Below are 15,016 nucleotides of genomic sequence, written 5' to 3'. Positions count from 1 at the left end.
GACTAGAACACTCATGGCGCCACGCCCCCGCTCAGCCGCAGAAAAGGCATCCCTTCCGATACAGGAGTTTTGAACGCCACTGCATCATGGGGATGCAGACTCTCCAGATGTCGGACCTGAACACCAGGATTCTGATAGTCCCCCAAGGCCGCTTCTATACGACGCGCCGCGTCTTCCACAAACATCAGGTTCTGACCATTCAAGGCGGCAAAGGCTTGCTCGTCTGCTCGTTTGACGGCAGTTTGCAAGGGTGTTGCCAATGACTCTTCGATGCGATCAATCAGCGTCAAAAACCCAAAGTCCTCACTGTCTTCCGATACTTGAATCTGAACCAAAGCCTGACTGCGTTGGCTATGGGGAGTGGCTAGGCTAGCGTGATTGTGCAACCAGGCAGCTACCTCATCTGCATGCAAGACAGGCTGCTTTCCAAAAGCCTGCATAAAGCCCTGTTCAATCAACTGCCGAGCCAGCGCAGCCGAACAAGGACAGGTCGACGAATAAGCTATCTGAACCTGCACCTTGCACATAAACATATCGTCCGAAAGCCTGGCCTCCAGCACGACGGGATAGGATTTCCAGCCGGCCAGACCCTGCGTGACCAAGGCAGGCCGTCGCACCAATAAATCAAAGCGAAAACACAGTCGTGCACTGCGCGTTCCACAGTCCTGCTGGCTATCCACCATGCCTTGCAAAAGACGCCGCAGCCCTAACGGTGACAAGGACTGTTCTGGCGGCAAGTCATTCAGCAAGCGGTACAGCCTGGACATATGTATCCCTTTTACATGTGCCAAGGGCAAATCAACCTGAGCATCCACCCGCGCATGCAACTGCTGCTTATAGCCTCGTTCAAGCACGGTAATGGGCAGGTCGATTCCCTCCATACCCACCCAGGAAAGCGGAGTCAGGCCATGAGAGAAATCATTCAAAGCCGGGTCGGGAAGTACAACAGTCATACTCAACATCCAATCAAAAGGCCTTGCTCACGCTGGCAAAGACCTGGCAAGACCTCAACGCCATCAAGGCCAGTCTGAAAACGGATTCGTCCATGTTGTCCAGGTGCTGGGGCCGCTGGCCATTTCTTCATCGCTTAACAGGCAGGCATCGAAACGGGCGCGCAGTGCTTCCTCGTCCATATCCATACCAATCAGAACCAGCTCCTGACGCGCATCCCCTACTCGTTCGTCCCATTTTTCCTTGATCAGCGCTACCGCTTCGGGATCCTCCGGCCAGCGTTCAGGCGGCATGGACGCCCACCAGTAACCCGCCACGTGATAGCGAGCCACCGCGCCAGCCTGTGACCAGGAGCCAGCCAGAGTCGGGAAGTTCGCCAACCAGAAAAAGCCTTTGGAGCGCACCACCCCAGGCCATTCACTTTCGACCAGTGCCTTGAAACGCTGCGGGTGGAATGGACGGCGGGCGCGGTAAACAAAATTGCCTATGCCGTACTCTTCGGTTTCCGGGGTATGAGTACCACGCAATTCCTGCAGCCAGCCTGGGGCCTTGGAAGCCTCTTCAAAATCGAACAAACCGGTGTTCAGAACGCGGTCCAAGGGCACCTGGCCGAACTCGGCTGTTTCAATACGAGCGCGGGGATTCAGACTGTTCAGAATGGCCATCAGGCGCTCGCGTTCTGGCTCGCTGATCAAATCAATCTTGTTCAGAACCAGCACATCACAGAACTCGATCTGCTCAATTAACAGGTCCACAACGGTACGCGCATCTTCTTCACCCAAAGATTCGCCACGGGACTGGATGCTGTCTTGCGAGCTGTAATCGCGCAGAAAGTTAAAGGCGTCCACTACCGTGACCATAGTGTCCAAGCGCGCGACTTCACCCAGGCAGCGGCCATCCTCGCCCTCAAAGGTGAACGTTTCAGCCACGGGCAGTGGCTCTGAAATGCCGGTGGATTCAATGACCAACTGATCAAAACGCCCTTCCTCGGCCAGACGGTCCACCTCCAACAACAAGTCCTCGCGCAAGGTGCAGCAAATACAACCGTTGCTCATTTCCACCAGCTTTTCATCGGTGCGCGATAGTTCGGCACCGCCATCACGAACCAGAGCGGCATCAATATTGACCTCGCTCATATCGTTCACGATGACGGCCACGCGGCGGCCTTCGCGATTGTTCAGGATGTGGTTCAGCAAAGTCGTCTTGCCCGCCCCCAGAAAACCGGACAAAACTGTTACGGGAATGCGGGCTGCGGGATCGACTGGCGTGTTATCGAGGGTCATCGTCATTTCTCTTCTTCCTTGAGGCATCAATGGGCAGTTCCTTGCAGAGGACTCCTGTCAATTTTGAGATGTTATAACATAACAATAATTGACCAAGAAAAAACCCTCTTGCAAGGAGGACTTGATCGCCTTAGAGACAATTTGCCCTTCTCTTTGTAAACAACATCCAGCTGCTAGAGCTGAGCCACTTGTGGGCCAACACATAAGTCCGTTAACTACCCGCACCCTTCAAGCCCAAACTCTCTTCTGTTGGTGCTTTGAGGTCCGATAAAACCAATAACAATCCACGCAACATAAACGTCGCGCTGACATTCGGCCTGCGAATCTTCCCTATCAATCCCCCAGCTCTCTAAGACAACTAGAAGTTAGAAGTCTCGAAGAAAGAGAAATGGTGAGGGTTTAAAAATGACACAAAGATTTTTGATCCATACCCAATATAAAATCGCCAGAAACCAAAAAAAATACAACCAATAAATTTCATTTGACTTATAAAAAAAAATAAATTATATATGGGGCTAGTAAAAACACCTTAAAAGGAAGAGGAAATGAGAGACCAGAAATTCATAAGTGAATTATTTTCTGAAAATAGTGAGTTTATCTTAGTAGGTTTAACAGGTAGAACAGGCTCTGGATGCACTACCACCGCTGATATACTAGAAAACAAGAAAATATCACTTCCCGAGTTAGAGGACATAGATGATTTTTATCAAGGATTAGACAAAAAAAGATACTCAATAGTAAAAAAATTTGCGGAGGAAAACTGGCATGGATTTCACTCAATAAAAGTAAGTGATTTAATATCCATGTACCTAATAAACATGGGAGAAAAAAAACTATCTGAATTTGTATCTAAAAAAATAACTACCAAGAAAAACAAAACAAATGAAATAAGATTAGAAACAATAGAAAAAAACAAAGAGAAAATAAAAGACCAAATAGGAAAAATACTAAATCACAATGAAAAGACAGAATCTATAATATCGGAAAAAGAAGATTTTTCTGAAACCATAAAATTAACCAGAAAAATAACTGAAAACATAAAAAATGAGCTAAACAAAATCGAAAAAGGTTTATATGTATCAGTCTACCAATCAGCAGGAAAATCGATAAGAAGAATAGGGAAAGTAGATATAGACTATGAAAAACAAAAATTCATACCAAAATCAGTTTTCCATCTACCAGAAACAATTAACAGAGCAATAAAAATAATAAGAAAAAAAGAAAAAAAAGCATACATAGTAATAGACGCAATAAGAAACCCATACGAGGCCAAATTCTTCAAGGATAGGTATGCAGCATTTCACTTGATTTCAATAAATGCGCCAGATGAGCATAGAACAAAATACCTTCAAGCACTACATAAATTCTCTGCAGAACAAATTGAAGCAATCGACACTGAAGAATCAGGAAAAGGGAATGGAGAATACAAACACCTAACCAACCCAGATGTAAAAAAATGCATTGAACTATCAGATATTCATATATATAACCCAAAAAATGAATTTGACAACACAAACATACTAAAAGCGCAACTAGCCTGGTACATATCGCTCATGCAGCATCCAGGCCTCATTTCGCCTACATCCATGGAGAGAGTAATGCAGGTCGCCTATTCCGTCAAACTCAACTCAGGATGTATATCTAGACAGATTGGAGCGACAGTGACCGACAAAGAAAACTCAATAAAATCGGTTGGCTGGAATGATGTCCCCAAAGGCCAAACTCCTTGCTCAATGAGATCATTAGATGGATTAATGAGCAAATTCGATAAAAAAACATATAGCTCATACGAAAGAAACAACAAAGATTTTAGAAAAAAAGCAAAAGAAAAACTGGAAAAATTTGAAGCAAAAGAAAATAAAATAGAAGTATTTAAAGGAAGAACCCTATCCTATTGCTTTAAAGATATTCACAACAGCATAGACAACAAAGGAAATCAAGTCCATACTCGAGCCTTACATGCAGAAGAAAATGCTTTTCTACAATTAACAGGAAGTGGAGTAGATGGAATAAAGGGTGGAAAACTGTATACAACAGCCAGCCCTTGCGAACTCTGCGCAAAAAAAGCTTACCAACTGGGAATATCAGAAATAGTTTTTATAGACCCATACCCGGGAATAACAAAAGATCATATTATAAATATTGGAAACAACCCTCCAAAACTAACTCAATTTAGAGGATCAATAGGAAAGTCATACCATAGACTATACGAGCAAGTAATTCCAATAAAAGATGAATTAGAAAACATGCTGGACTAAAATATACCCCCCTTTAAAAAAAGGGGGGTTAAAACAATAGCAAAATAATAATATCTGCAAAATTAGGTTTTCACTGTATCTTATTATGATTTATTCCATAATAAGAAAATCAGGAAAAATTAATTTTTATAAATTTAAATCAGATTTGATTCGATATAAAATTAAAAAATTATCAAAAAAACCAACAATAAATAGAATTTTAACTATCAAACACGTAGCGTAGCTCTGTTTGTGTTGCGCGCCACTGCTTGAACAAATCAGACCGATGCCGGGAATAAGACTCCTCCAGACAGACCAAGCGCTGTATCCTGTCCGTCCGGAAATGCCGAAAATCCCCTTTCAATTCGCACCAGCCCACCAGAATCCGGAAGTGCTGAAAGTAGCCCAAGGAAAAAGGCCAGATCACTCTCTCCGACTCCTGGCCTGCCCCGTCTACATAAATGATGCGCAGCTTGCGCTGCAAACGAATCGCTGTACGCGCAATGCCGAGATCAACAAGCTCAGCATCCTGAATCACTCTAGGCCCAACCCGTAAAGCGGTGCTGTCCAGGCTGTCTCTCAAGCTATCGGGCAAGACCGCAGAGATCTTGGCCATGGCATCGCCAGCCGCTTTGGTCAGCGGCTCGTCCGCAAACTTTTCTACCCAGCGAAAGCCCAGTATCAAGGCCTCCAGCTCTGCTTGAGAAAACATCAAGGGTGGCAGCATGAAACTAGGTCGCAACACATAGCCGACTCCCGGCTCCCCTTCTATATCGGCACCTTGCGCCTGCAAGGAAGCAATGTCCCTATATAAGGTCCGAATGCTGACGCCCAACTCTTGGGCCAGCCGCGCACCACTCACCGGACGTTTGTGCCGGCGTAGCACTTGTAAAAGGGAAAGAAGTCGTTCTGCTCGGGCCATGCCAGATACTGCCATTTTTTGGCAGTATGGTCACCCATAATGATCTGCTCAATCACCTTGTTGGAGCGATCATGAATCACCCAAACCTTTTGCTGCTCTATGTCCAAGACCCCGCCGCCAGCAGCCTTTTCTATGAGAAGCTGCTTCAAAAAGCGCCCGTTGAATCCTTCCCCACCTATGTCACGTTTGAACTGAACAAGGGCCTGACCCTGGGTTTGTGGTCTACCCAGGCAGCCAGCTTTGTCTCATCCGGAACTGGGCATCGCTCCGAGCTTTCTTTTTTAGTGGACGATGATGCGGCTGTTGATCAGCTGTATCAAAACTGGGTGACAGCGGGTATCACCATAGAGCAAGAGCCCATGACAGCCGTTTTTGGGCGCACATTCGTTGCACTGGACCCGGATAAACACCGATTAAGGGTCTGCACAGCAGCGTAAGACTGACCCTGCATTACTTGCAAAGCCGTCGGACTCCAAAGAACAAGGGCTATCCCGGACTTGATCCAGATAGCCCCTGCTCCCTCCAGGCTCTGCGAACAGCACAAATCAATCTGTCACCATCGCTCTGCGCATAATTTTCTGCGCGACTGACGAAGATGCCATCATTCCCAAGGTGCCGTAATGCACTCCCCAAGCCCCCACTTCCCCGCCGCTACGCGTACTTAAAAACACATCCGCCACTTCTTGAGAGCTATAGCGCAGCAGCTCGGCCGCCTGCAAGACGCGGGCGACGGCTTCGGTCATGGGGCGGGCCAGGAACTCATCCTCGATTGCCGCCCGAACCAGGCGCTCAGTGTGCTGTACCAGAGCATCGAATCGCTTGTCTTGCCCGGCCAAGGGTCTGATTTCATTGAAAACCGCCTCCACCGTAAGCGGATCTCTGATCATGGCGCGCCGCACATCCATGCACATCATATTCGCCGTCCCTTCCCAAACACTGTTCAAGGGGGCCTCTCGATACACACGGGCCATGGGGTTTTCTTCAATAAAGCCATTGCCGCCGTGACATTGCAAAGCCTCATTCGCAATGGAGGGGGCGCGCGAGCAATTGAAGTACTTAGCCGCAGGCGTGGCCACCCGAGCCAGCAGCCTTTCGTGGTCACTGCTTTGCATCAGGTCAGTGGCCTTGGCCACACGCAAGGACATCAAGGTTGCCGCTTCCACTTCTACCGCCATATCCGCCAGCACATTGCTCATCATGGGCCGATCGGCAATGGAGGTTCCAAAAGCCTTGCGTGATGTCGTGTGACGCAGGGCCAAGGTCAGTGCCTGTCGCATCAAACCCGCCGAGCCAATCGCAAAATCCAGACGTGTCAAATGCGAGTGCGACAGAATTTCCCGAATACCGCGCCCTTCTTCCCCAACCCGAATTGCCAGCGTACCCGCATACTCCACTTCACTGGACGCGTTGGAACGATTGCCCGCCTTGTCCTTCAGGCGTTGTACAAAAAAGCGGTTATAGCTGCCGTCCGGCAAGGTACGGGGCAAGAAGAAACAAGTAACACCGCCATTGACTTTAGCCAGCGTAAAAAAGCCATCAGACTGCGGCACTGAACAAAACCACTTATGCCCCGTCAGCTCATACCAATGCGCCGTAGCGCCGTGATAATCCGCGCTATGGGAGAAGCGCGCAGTAGTCTGCGTCTCACGCAGATCTGAACCGCCCTGCTTTTCTGTCATCGCATAGCCAATGACCACCGAGGGTTTATCGCCCACTTCGCGACGACTGTATTCGTAGCGCGTCCCGTTGAGCTTGTCCGCCCAGATCGCCAAAGCAGGTTCAGCCTCGAAACCGGCATACGCCGCATACGCCATGCCAGTCGGACAACCCGTACCATGCTCCACCTGATTCCACAGATAGGACAAGACCGCACGAGCGAAGTGGCCGTTTTTCTCTTGCGTACGCCAGCTTAAATTCGGCACCTCGTGCTGCCAGGCCAGGGTCATCAATTCATGCCAGCTGGGGTGAAATTCCAGCCAATCAATCCGGTTGCCGAAGCGATCATGCGTTTTAAGTTCAGGGATATGACGGTTCGCCAAACGGGCCAACTCCTGAACATTTTCATCACCAGCCATCGCCCCCAAAGCCTGACAACGCGATTCGGCCCACGGGGCTTCGCGGCGAATGGCCTCGGTTAAAACCTGATCACCCGTAAAAGCATTGAAACCACTGGCGGGCAGAGCCTGATTCAAAACCTGATGCGTACTGTAACGATACTCGGGCGCATTCAAAATGCTGGGGGGAAGCGCTTGGTTCATGGTTGTCTCCGAACTGTTTTTCTAAGGCGTGGCAGAAAGGACTGCCACGCTGGCGCACGCCATCTGGGCAATCTGGTCAGCCAGCGCAGCCACTTGGCGCTGGTAACTGTCCGTGCCATCGTGCTGCTGACGGCTTAAAGGAGAAAGCGGGCCAATCAGCCCTTCCATGAAACCGCCCACAATGACGGTAGCCGCAATATCGGGCTGCACATCCTGGCGCATTTCCTGGGCATCTTGCCCCATGGAAACAATGGAGTGAATGACCTGGCTGATCGCGGCGCGATACACCAGACGAGCCGCGTCGATTTCCTTATCGCATGGCTCGGCAATCAAGGCATACGCCAGACGAGGATTACGCATGGCGCGTTTTACGAATGTTGAGACTGCGGCATGCAGGCGCAGCATAGAGGCTCCGTCAGCCTGCGCAATGTCTGTGAGTACATCCACCTCCCGCTGAGACACCTGCGACAGCACTTGCGCGAACAACTCGGCCTTGGACGGGAAGTAGCGATAGACCGTCCCAGTGGCCATACCCGCCGCAGCCGCCACACTGGCCACCTGGGCTTCCTGCCAGCCACCTTCACTGACCAAAACACGAGCGGCTTCCAGGATACGGCTACGATTGTCTTGCAGACGAGCTTCAACGGCGGGGGTTTGACGATAGGCCATAAAGAAGTGAACCTCGATTCATTACATGAGTGAATCCTAGTTCATTTCTTTATAGTGGACAAGAATTTCTTTAAGCAGAGGTGTCAAAATACTCGCCTACTGGCATTGCAGGCGGCTTGAGAGCATCTGTCATTTAAAGCAACACAATCAGCAGCCCCAATAAAACTGCCCCCAGCAACAGCGATGGCAAAGCCATCAATACTGTTTGCTGGGGGCAGTCTGAAACTAGCTAGCGCGAAGGTATCAAACCTATCAGGCCGACAGTTCCTTGCGAACGATTTCAGCACCGGCGCTCAGGGCGTGCAGCTTGCCACGAGCCACGGCGCGTGGCAAAGGTGCCATCCCGCAGTTGGTGGAGGGGTACAGCTTGTCAGCGTCCACAAACTTCAGCGCCTTGCGCAGTGTGTTGGCCACTTCGTCAGCGGTTTCAATCACGTTGGTGGCCACGTCAATGGCGCCAACCATCACTTTCTTGCCACGGATCAGTTCGATCAAATCCATAGGAACATGGGAGTTCTGGCATTCCAGCGAAATGATGTCGATCTTGGATTGCTGCAGCTTCGGGAAGGACTCTTCGTATTGACGCCATTCCGAACCCAGGGTCTTTTTCCAATCGGTGTTGGCCTTGATGCCGTAACCGTAGCAAATGTGCACGGCGGTTTCGCATTTCAGACCTTCAATGGCACGTTCCAACGTAGCAATACCCCAGTCATTCACTTCGTCAAAGAACACGTTGAAAGCAGGTTCGTCAAACTGGATGATATCCACGCCTGCGGCTTCCAGCTCTTTGGCTTCCTGGTTCAGGATCTTGGCAAATTCCCAAGCCAGTTTCTCACGACTCTTGTAGTGGTTGTCGTACAGCGTATCGATCATGGTCATGGGGCCAGGCAGCGCCCATTTGATCGGCTGCGAGGTTTGCTGGCGCAGGAACTTGGCATCGTCCACAAATACGGACTTGGGGCGATTCACAGCACCGACAACGCTTGGAACGCTGGCATCGTAACGGTCACGAATACGCACGGTCTCACGCTTTTCAAAGTCCACGCCTTCCAGATGTTCGATGAAGGTAGTGACAAAGTGCTGGCGGGTTTGCTCGCCGTCGCTAATCAGATCGATACCGGCGTGCAATTGTTCTTGCAAGGACAAGCGCAGTGCATCTTTCTTGCCTTCGACCAGGTCCTCACCTTCCAGTCTCCAGGGCGACCACAGTTTCTCGGGTTCAGCAAGCCAGGAGGGTTTAGGCAAACTGCCAGCGGTGGAGGTGGGTAGCAATTTTTTCATATTTAAATAACCTTGTTGTTTTTGATGAATCAAAGCGCGTAACTGGCTGCCCATTGATCAAGAATAACTTTGTATGGCTTGATAAAACTCTCTTCGGTAAACCGGCCCTGCTCAACCGCCAGACGGCTACGTTCTTCACGATCGTAGACAATTTGCGTAACCGAATGATCCGCATTTTTCAGGCTGGGCTGATAGCGCATTCCTGCTGCCGAATTGGCATTGTAAATCTCGGGGCGGTAGATTTTCTGGAATGTCTCCATCGTGCTGATGGTACTGATCAATTCCAGATTCGTGTAGTCACTGAGCAAATCACCACGAAAGTAAAAGGCCAAAGGCGCAACGCTATTTGGGGGCATGAAATAACGAACCTGCAAACCCATTTTCGCGAAGTACTCATCGGTCGGCGAGAACTCATTTTGCTGGTATTCGACGCCCAATACCGGATGCTGATTACCTGTACGGTGGTAGACCTTGCTGCTGGATACGCTCAGGCAAATCACGGGGGATTTGTTGAAGTTTTCCTGATACAGCGTGGAGTTCACGAAAGCCTTGAACAACTTGCCATGCAAGTCACCAAAGCCTTCCGGGGCGCTGAAACCGTTTTTGTTCTTGTTGTGCTCCAGCAGAACCACACTGAAATCGTAGTCACGCACATACGAAGAGAAGTTGTTACCCACAATCCCTTCAATACGCTTGTTTTCTTTGTGATCAACGATACTGGTTTTCAGGATTTCGATGGTCGGAAACGTAGAACCATTGCCTTCAACATCAATATCAACAGAGACAATATCCAGTTCAACTGAATAACGGTCCCCATTCGGGTTGTCCCAATGCGCCAAACTATTGAAGCGATTGTCGATCATCTTCAGAGTATTGCGCAGGTTTTGCTGACGGCTTTCACCACGGGCCAAATTGGCAAAGTTAGTGGTGATACGTGTGTTATCGGCTGGACGGTAGTTTTCATCAAAACGGATGCTTCTGATGCTGAACGCGAATTCTTTATTCATTTTTATGTATGCCCTAATTTCTGATTTCAATCTCGAATTTATTTTCGAGCCAAGTCATTGATCTTGAAAAATAAATTCATCTTATTTATGTACACTCTGTGCTGATTGTCTGAGCTGCTTCGGGGGGCTGCACTGCTTACTCTCTTCTTCCTGGTGAAGCCAGAAAACAGGTTTGAATCAGCCTCAAAAAAAGTCCCGGCATTTGGCCGGGACTTTCCGCCAAACTCAGCTCATGACCTGATCAGGCACTTGCCCGCAAAACTTTCGCTGCGGCCACCATATTGGTCAAAGCGGGAATCACCTCAGCCCATTGACGTGTCTTCAAACCGCAGTCGGGGTTCACCCACAAACGTTCTGCTGGCACGCGCTCGGCGGCTTTTTTCATCAAATTCACAATGTGCTGCTCGGTCGGAATATTGGGCGAGTGAATGTCGTACACACCAGGGCCGATCTCGTTGGGGTACTGGAAGTTCTCGAAGGCTTCCAGCAATTCCATGTCCGAGCGGCTGGTTTCAATGGTGATCACGTCCGCATCCATATCGGCAATGGAAGAAATGATGTCGTTGAATTCCGAGTAACACATATGTGTGTGGATTTGCGTCTCATCGCCCACGCCGTTGGCGGTGATGCGGAAGCTTTCAACGGCCCAGTCCAGGTAGCTTTGCCATTGCGATTTACGCAGAGGCAAACCTTCACGCAAGGCGGCTTCGTCAATCTGAATCACATGCACACCGGCCTTTTCCAGATCCAGCACTTCTTCGCGAATGGCCAGCGCCAGTTGCAAGCAAGAGGCCGAGCGAGGCTGGTCGTCACGCACAAAGGACCAGTTCAAGATCGTCACGGGGCCGGTCAACATGCCCTTCATGGGTTTTTGAGTCAGCGACTGGGCGTAGGTGATCCATTCCACCGTCATGGCTTGAGGGCGGCTGATGTCACCAAACAGGATGGGTGGTTTCACGCAGCGCGAACCGTAGGACTGCACCCAACCGAACTGGCTGAATGCGTAGCCGTCCAACTGCTCACCAAAGTATTCGACCATGTCGTTACGCTCGGCTTCGCCGTGCACCAACACGTCCAGACCCAGTTTCTCCTGCTCACGCACGCTGCGCTCAATCTCGGCACGCATTGCGGCCTGATAGCTGTTTTCATCCAGACGACCGGCCTTGAACTCGCTACGAGCACGACGGATTTCTGCCGTTTGTGGGAAAGAACCAATCGTGGTGGTGGGGAATGCGGGCAGTTTCAGGAATTCAGCTTGCTTGGAAGCACGCTGTTCGTAAACGCTCTTGCGCTTGCCCAGCTCGGCCGAGATGCGCGCCACCGCTGCTTTCACAGCACGATTATTCACACGGGGCGAGTTGCGACGGGCAGTCAAAGCGGCCAGGTTATCGGCCAGCTCTGCCTTGACGGCATCACGCCCTTGGCTCAAGGCTTTACCCAATACACGCAGTTCATCCAGCTTTTGCAAAGCAAAGGCCAACCAGGACTTCACATCGGCATCCAGCTTTTCTTCGCTGTCCAGATCAACCGGCACATGCAGCAGCGAGCAGGAAGGAGCAATCCACAAACGATCACCCAGTTGCTTGGCGATGGGCTCAACCCAGTCCAGTACAGCGGTCAAATCTGTTTTCCAGATATTGCGACCATTGATCACGCCCAGAGACAAGACCTTGTCGTCACCCAAAAGCTTGAGCAGTGCATCCACACCATCACGATCATTGATGGCATCCACATGCAAACCGGCAACAGGCAAGCTGGCGGCCAAAGCAGCATTTTCCAGCAACTGACCAAAGTAAGTGGCTACCAGCAACTTCACGCCAGCAGCTTTCAGTTGCTGATAAGCGGTCTTGAACGCTTGCTGCCAATCGGCATCCAGCTCGGTAACCAGAATAGGCTCGTCAATCTGCACCCACTCCACGCCTGCTTTGGCCAGCGTCTCCAGCAATTGGACATACACGGGCAGCAAGCGATCCAGCAGAGCCAGCTTGTTGGATTCATCCTTGGCCTTGCCCAATGCCAGATAAGTCACGGGGCCAATAATCACAGGCTTGGCTTTCACGCCTTGAGCCTTGGCTTCAGCCAGCTGCTCCAACAAACGCGAGGCATCAAGCTTGAACTGGGTGTCAGCCGTAAATTCGGGGACGATGTAGTGATAGTTGGTGTCGAACCATTTGGTCATTTCACCGGCAGCCACGCCACCGCAGCAAGCGCTGTGATCTTCCAGCCCCTTGGCCGAACGACCGCGCGCTACACGGAAATAGTTATCCAGCTCGTCACCATGAAAGTCCTGCACACGTTCAGGCAAGTTGCCCAGCAAGAAGCTGGCATCCAGCACCTGATCGTAAAAAGAAAAATCTCCAACGGGCACCAGATCCAGACCTGCCTGATTTTCCCAGTGACGCTGACGCAGTTGTGCGCCCAGAGCCTTGAGTTCGTCACGCGAAGATTCGCCCTTCCAGTAAGACTCCAAGGCGAACTTCAGTTCCCGTTTGGCGCCAATGCGCGGAAAGCCAAGATTATGAATCGTCGTCATGTGCTGCTCTCTAAAGGCCAGTGGATGAATGAATGACTTGCATTGTAGGAAGCCGTATCAATGAAGTAAAATGGTCTTATCTCACCAACCCATGAATATCATTCACGTATCATGTTAGAGCGCATCCACCTGGCCGTTGTGCAGCAAGTTGACAAGCAAGGGTCCCTGACCGCCGCCGCTGCCGTGCTGCACGTTACCCAATCTGCCCTTAGCCACACCATGCGGAAACTGGAACAGCAACTGGGCACAGAAATCTGGCGTCGCGAAGGCCGCAGCCTGCAACTGACTCAAGCCGGGCAGTATTTACTGGCTGTTGCCAACCGCGTCCTGCCGCAGCTGGATCTGGCAGAAGAACGCCTGGGACAGTTCGCCCAAGGCGAGCGAGGATCACTGCGCATCGGCATGGAATGCCACCCCTGCTATCAATGGCTGCTGAAGATCGTCTCGCCGTACCTTAGCGCCTGGCCAGACGTGGATGTGGATGTGAAGCAGAAATTTCAGTTTGGCGGGATCGGTGCGCTATTTGGGTATGAAATTGATCTGCTGGTCACCCCAGACCCGCTCTATAAGCCAGGCCTGAAATTCGAGCCCGTCTTCGACTACGAGCAGGTGCTGGTAGTGAACAAGGCCCATGCCCTGGCGAATGTGGACTACGCCAAGCCTAAGGACCTGGACAGGGAAATACTGATTTCCTATCCGGTGGACATAGACCGGCTGGATATCTACAACCAGTTTCTGCTGCCTGCTGGTATCGCCCCCCGACGTCATAAAACGATTGAGACGACGGACATCATGATGCAGATGGTTGCCAGTGGCCGTGGCGTAGCGGCGCTGCCGCGATGGCTGGTGGAAGAGTATGCGGAGAAACTGGACGTAGTGCCGGTCAAGTTGGGCAGGCACGGCATCGCCAAGCAGATTTTTCTGGGGATGAGGGAGACGGAAACGGTGATTGATTATCTGCAGGCGTTTATGGATCTGGCTCGGGGGTCTGGGCCTGGAGGGGGGCAAAACTGTATTCGAACCTATCCGTAATCTTGTGGATGAGACATATTATGCAAGCTTACCCGCATGGATATGCCTATAAAGAAAAGATGCACGAGCGCCCCTTTAACGGTTTTGATGAGCGCATCACCACGCTTTATGCCCGAGGCATGAGCGTGCGCGAGATTCAGGCCTTTTTAGCCGATAATGACGGCACACAGGTCTTGCCGGCCTTGTTCAGTTCGGTCACCGACGAGGTAATAGTCGAGGCGATTAGTTGGCAGACTCGGCTCTGGGATGTCCTGTCCTCGATCGTGTTTTTGATACGCTGGATGAAGAAATATTTAGAGCCCACAGCCGTGTTGTCCGCACTGTCGTCAATGCTGAGGGTCCGTACTACTTTGCCAGCATCGGGATCGATGCCCAGAGTTTCATTCTTATCCCCTGACTGACATATCGCATGCCGATAATAGTGTGATAGGTGGCACGGGCCGTCCAGATGCCTTCGCTGGGGATGTGGTGTATACAAGCATATTCGTCGCAGCATCGATGATCCAGACCAGACTACCTTATACAGGGTGGATAACGAAAAAGCGGTTGTGCGTGTCATCGACGATGGCCTTGCGTTTGGGGGCAAAGATCTCTTCGCCTTTGGCGTTCGTTTTCGGCTGCGCCAACTGAATCTGGTCTTTAGGCATGACATATGTGGCATCCGCCACTGAGAGCGATCCCTCCATCAGCTTGCCTAAATAAAGCGTAGAGGTCGTGTATTCAGGCCACGTGCGAAAGAATGCCGTGGCACCCAGGGCGAACAAAGGTAAGGAATGCCGGATTCGATTGAGTATGGTGTCGGGGAAAAAGTAAAATGTGAAAGCGGGTTATCTGAAGGATGAA

Annotated in this window: 12 protein-coding genes and 1 pseudogene; 4 read left to right on the top strand and 9 right to left on the bottom strand. The window is 50.7% G+C overall.

The annotated features are described in order from the left end of the window. Nucleotides 1–11: 11 nt before the first annotated feature. Both folE2 and zigA read right to left on the bottom strand, forming a co-directional pair. Entirely contained in the window at nt 12–953 is a 942-nt protein-coding gene (gene folE2, locus D0C27_RS10425) for a GTP cyclohydrolase FolE2 (protein ID WP_137430931.1), read from the bottom strand. Nucleotides 954–1,016: 63 nt separating this feature from the next. Then, entirely contained in the window at nt 1,017–2,240 is a 1,224-nt protein-coding gene (zigA, locus tag D0C27_RS10420) for a zinc metallochaperone GTPase ZigA (protein WP_276607167.1), read from the bottom strand. A 539-nt stretch (nt 2,241–2,779) separates the two neighbouring features. On the opposite strand from zigA, the gene D0C27_RS10415 reads away from it, so the two are divergent. Continuing rightward, nucleotides 2,780–4,492, top strand: a complete 1,713-nt coding sequence (locus D0C27_RS10415) for an anti-phage dCTP deaminase (RefSeq protein ID WP_137430930.1) — start codon at nt 2,780–2,782, stop codon at nt 4,490–4,492. Between the two features lie 199 nt (nt 4,493–4,691). Here the strand turns inward: D0C27_RS10415 and D0C27_RS10410 are convergent, their stop codons facing one another. Further along, nucleotides 4,692–5,393, bottom strand: coding sequence for a helix-turn-helix transcriptional regulator (locus tag D0C27_RS10410; RefSeq protein ID WP_137430929.1), 702 nt, complete (start codon nt 5,391–5,393; stop codon nt 4,692–4,694). 71 nt (nt 5,394–5,464) lie between these two features. Between D0C27_RS10410 and D0C27_RS10405 the strand changes: the two genes are divergently transcribed. Then, the gene (locus D0C27_RS10405; protein WP_137430928.1) at nt 5,465–5,830 is read left to right on the top strand and encodes a VOC family protein; all 366 of its coding nucleotides are present in this window, start codon (nt 5,465–5,467) and stop codon (nt 5,828–5,830) included. A gap of 108 nt (nt 5,831–5,938) precedes the next feature. On the opposite strand, the gene D0C27_RS10400 is transcribed toward D0C27_RS10405, so the two are convergent. From D0C27_RS10400 to metE, 5 genes are all read right to left on the bottom strand, one after another. Beyond that, nucleotides 5,939–7,651 (bottom strand): acyl-CoA dehydrogenase family protein, encoded by a 1,713-nt coding sequence (locus D0C27_RS10400; RefSeq protein ID WP_137430927.1) that lies wholly within the window; start codon nt 7,649–7,651, stop codon nt 5,939–5,941. Between the two features lie 21 nt (nt 7,652–7,672). Then, nucleotides 7,673–8,320 (bottom strand): TetR/AcrR family transcriptional regulator, encoded by a 648-nt coding sequence (locus D0C27_RS10395; RefSeq protein WP_035268038.1) that lies wholly within the window; start codon nt 8,318–8,320, stop codon nt 7,673–7,675. A gap of 252 nt (nt 8,321–8,572) precedes the next feature. Further along, nucleotides 8,573–9,601 (bottom strand): methionine synthase, encoded by a 1,029-nt coding sequence (locus D0C27_RS10390; protein ID WP_009454664.1) that lies wholly within the window; start codon nt 9,599–9,601, stop codon nt 8,573–8,575. A gap of 29 nt (nt 9,602–9,630) precedes the next feature. After that, the gene (locus tag D0C27_RS10385) at nt 9,631–10,608 is read right to left on the bottom strand and encodes a DUF1852 domain-containing protein (RefSeq protein ID WP_035268048.1); all 978 of its coding nucleotides are present in this window, start codon (nt 10,606–10,608) and stop codon (nt 9,631–9,633) included. A 241-nt stretch (nt 10,609–10,849) separates the two neighbouring features. After that, on the bottom strand, nt 10,850–13,141 hold the full coding sequence (metE, locus tag D0C27_RS10380) for a 5-methyltetrahydropteroyltriglutamate--homocysteine S-methyltransferase (RefSeq protein ID WP_137430926.1): 2,292 nt from the start codon (nt 13,139–13,141) through the stop codon (nt 10,850–10,852). Nucleotides 13,142–13,252: 111 nt separating this feature from the next. On the opposite strand from metE, the gene D0C27_RS10375 reads away from it, so the two are divergent. Both D0C27_RS10375 and D0C27_RS19525 read left to right on the top strand, forming a co-directional pair. Continuing rightward, nucleotides 13,253–14,173, top strand: a complete 921-nt coding sequence (locus tag D0C27_RS10375; protein ID WP_060185939.1) for a LysR family transcriptional regulator — start codon at nt 13,253–13,255, stop codon at nt 14,171–14,173. Nucleotides 14,174–14,235: 62 nt separating this feature from the next. After that, nucleotides 14,236–14,442, top strand: a pseudogene (locus D0C27_RS19525) (transposase); the annotation flags it as partial. 249 nt (nt 14,443–14,691) lie between these two features. Here the strand turns inward: D0C27_RS19525 and D0C27_RS10365 are convergent. Further along, nucleotides 14,692–14,937 (bottom strand): hypothetical protein, encoded by a 246-nt coding sequence (locus D0C27_RS10365; protein ID WP_137430924.1) that lies wholly within the window; start codon nt 14,935–14,937, stop codon nt 14,692–14,694. Between the last annotated feature and the right edge of the window lie 79 nt (nt 14,938–15,016).

The sequence above is a fragment of the Alcaligenes faecalis genome (assembly GCF_005311025.1).
GTDB classification, from domain to species: Bacteria; Pseudomonadota; Gammaproteobacteria; order Burkholderiales; family Burkholderiaceae_B; genus Alcaligenes; species Alcaligenes phenolicus.
The sequence above is the reverse complement of the archived record's forward strand: the minus strand, read 5'-3'. Positions and strand labels throughout refer to the sequence as shown.

Bases quoted from the DNA above. Each gene is read 5' to 3' on its own strand.
- folE2 (WP_137430931.1), bottom strand. From the start codon at position 953: ATGACTGTTGTACTTCCCGACCCGGCTTTGAATGATTTCTCTCATGGC.
- zigA (WP_276607167.1), bottom strand. From the start codon at position 2,240: ATGACGATGACCCTCGATAACACGCCAGTCGATCCCGCAGCCCGCATT.
- D0C27_RS10415 (WP_137430930.1), top strand. From the start codon at position 2,780: ATGAGAGACCAGAAATTCATAAGTGAATTATTTTCTGAAAATAGTGAG.
- D0C27_RS10410 (WP_137430929.1), bottom strand. From the start codon at position 5,393: ATGGCCCGAGCAGAACGACTTCTTTCCCTTTTACAAGTGCTACGCCGG.
- D0C27_RS10405 (WP_137430928.1), top strand. From the start codon at position 5,465: ATGAATCACCCAAACCTTTTGCTGCTCTATGTCCAAGACCCCGCCGCC.
- D0C27_RS10400 (WP_137430927.1), bottom strand. From the start codon at position 7,651: ATGAACCAAGCGCTTCCCCCCAGCATTTTGAATGCGCCCGAGTATCGT.
- D0C27_RS10395 (WP_035268038.1), bottom strand. From the start codon at position 8,320: ATGGCCTATCGTCAAACCCCCGCCGTTGAAGCTCGTCTGCAAGACAAT.
- D0C27_RS10390 (WP_009454664.1), bottom strand. From the start codon at position 9,601: ATGAAAAAATTGCTACCCACCTCCACCGCTGGCAGTTTGCCTAAACCC.
- D0C27_RS10385 (WP_035268048.1), bottom strand. From the start codon at position 10,608: ATGAATAAAGAATTCGCGTTCAGCATCAGAAGCATCCGTTTTGATGAA.
- metE (WP_137430926.1), bottom strand. From the start codon at position 13,141: ATGACGACGATTCATAATCTTGGCTTTCCGCGCATTGGCGCCAAACGG.
- D0C27_RS10375 (WP_060185939.1), top strand. From the start codon at position 13,253: ATGTTAGAGCGCATCCACCTGGCCGTTGTGCAGCAAGTTGACAAGCAA.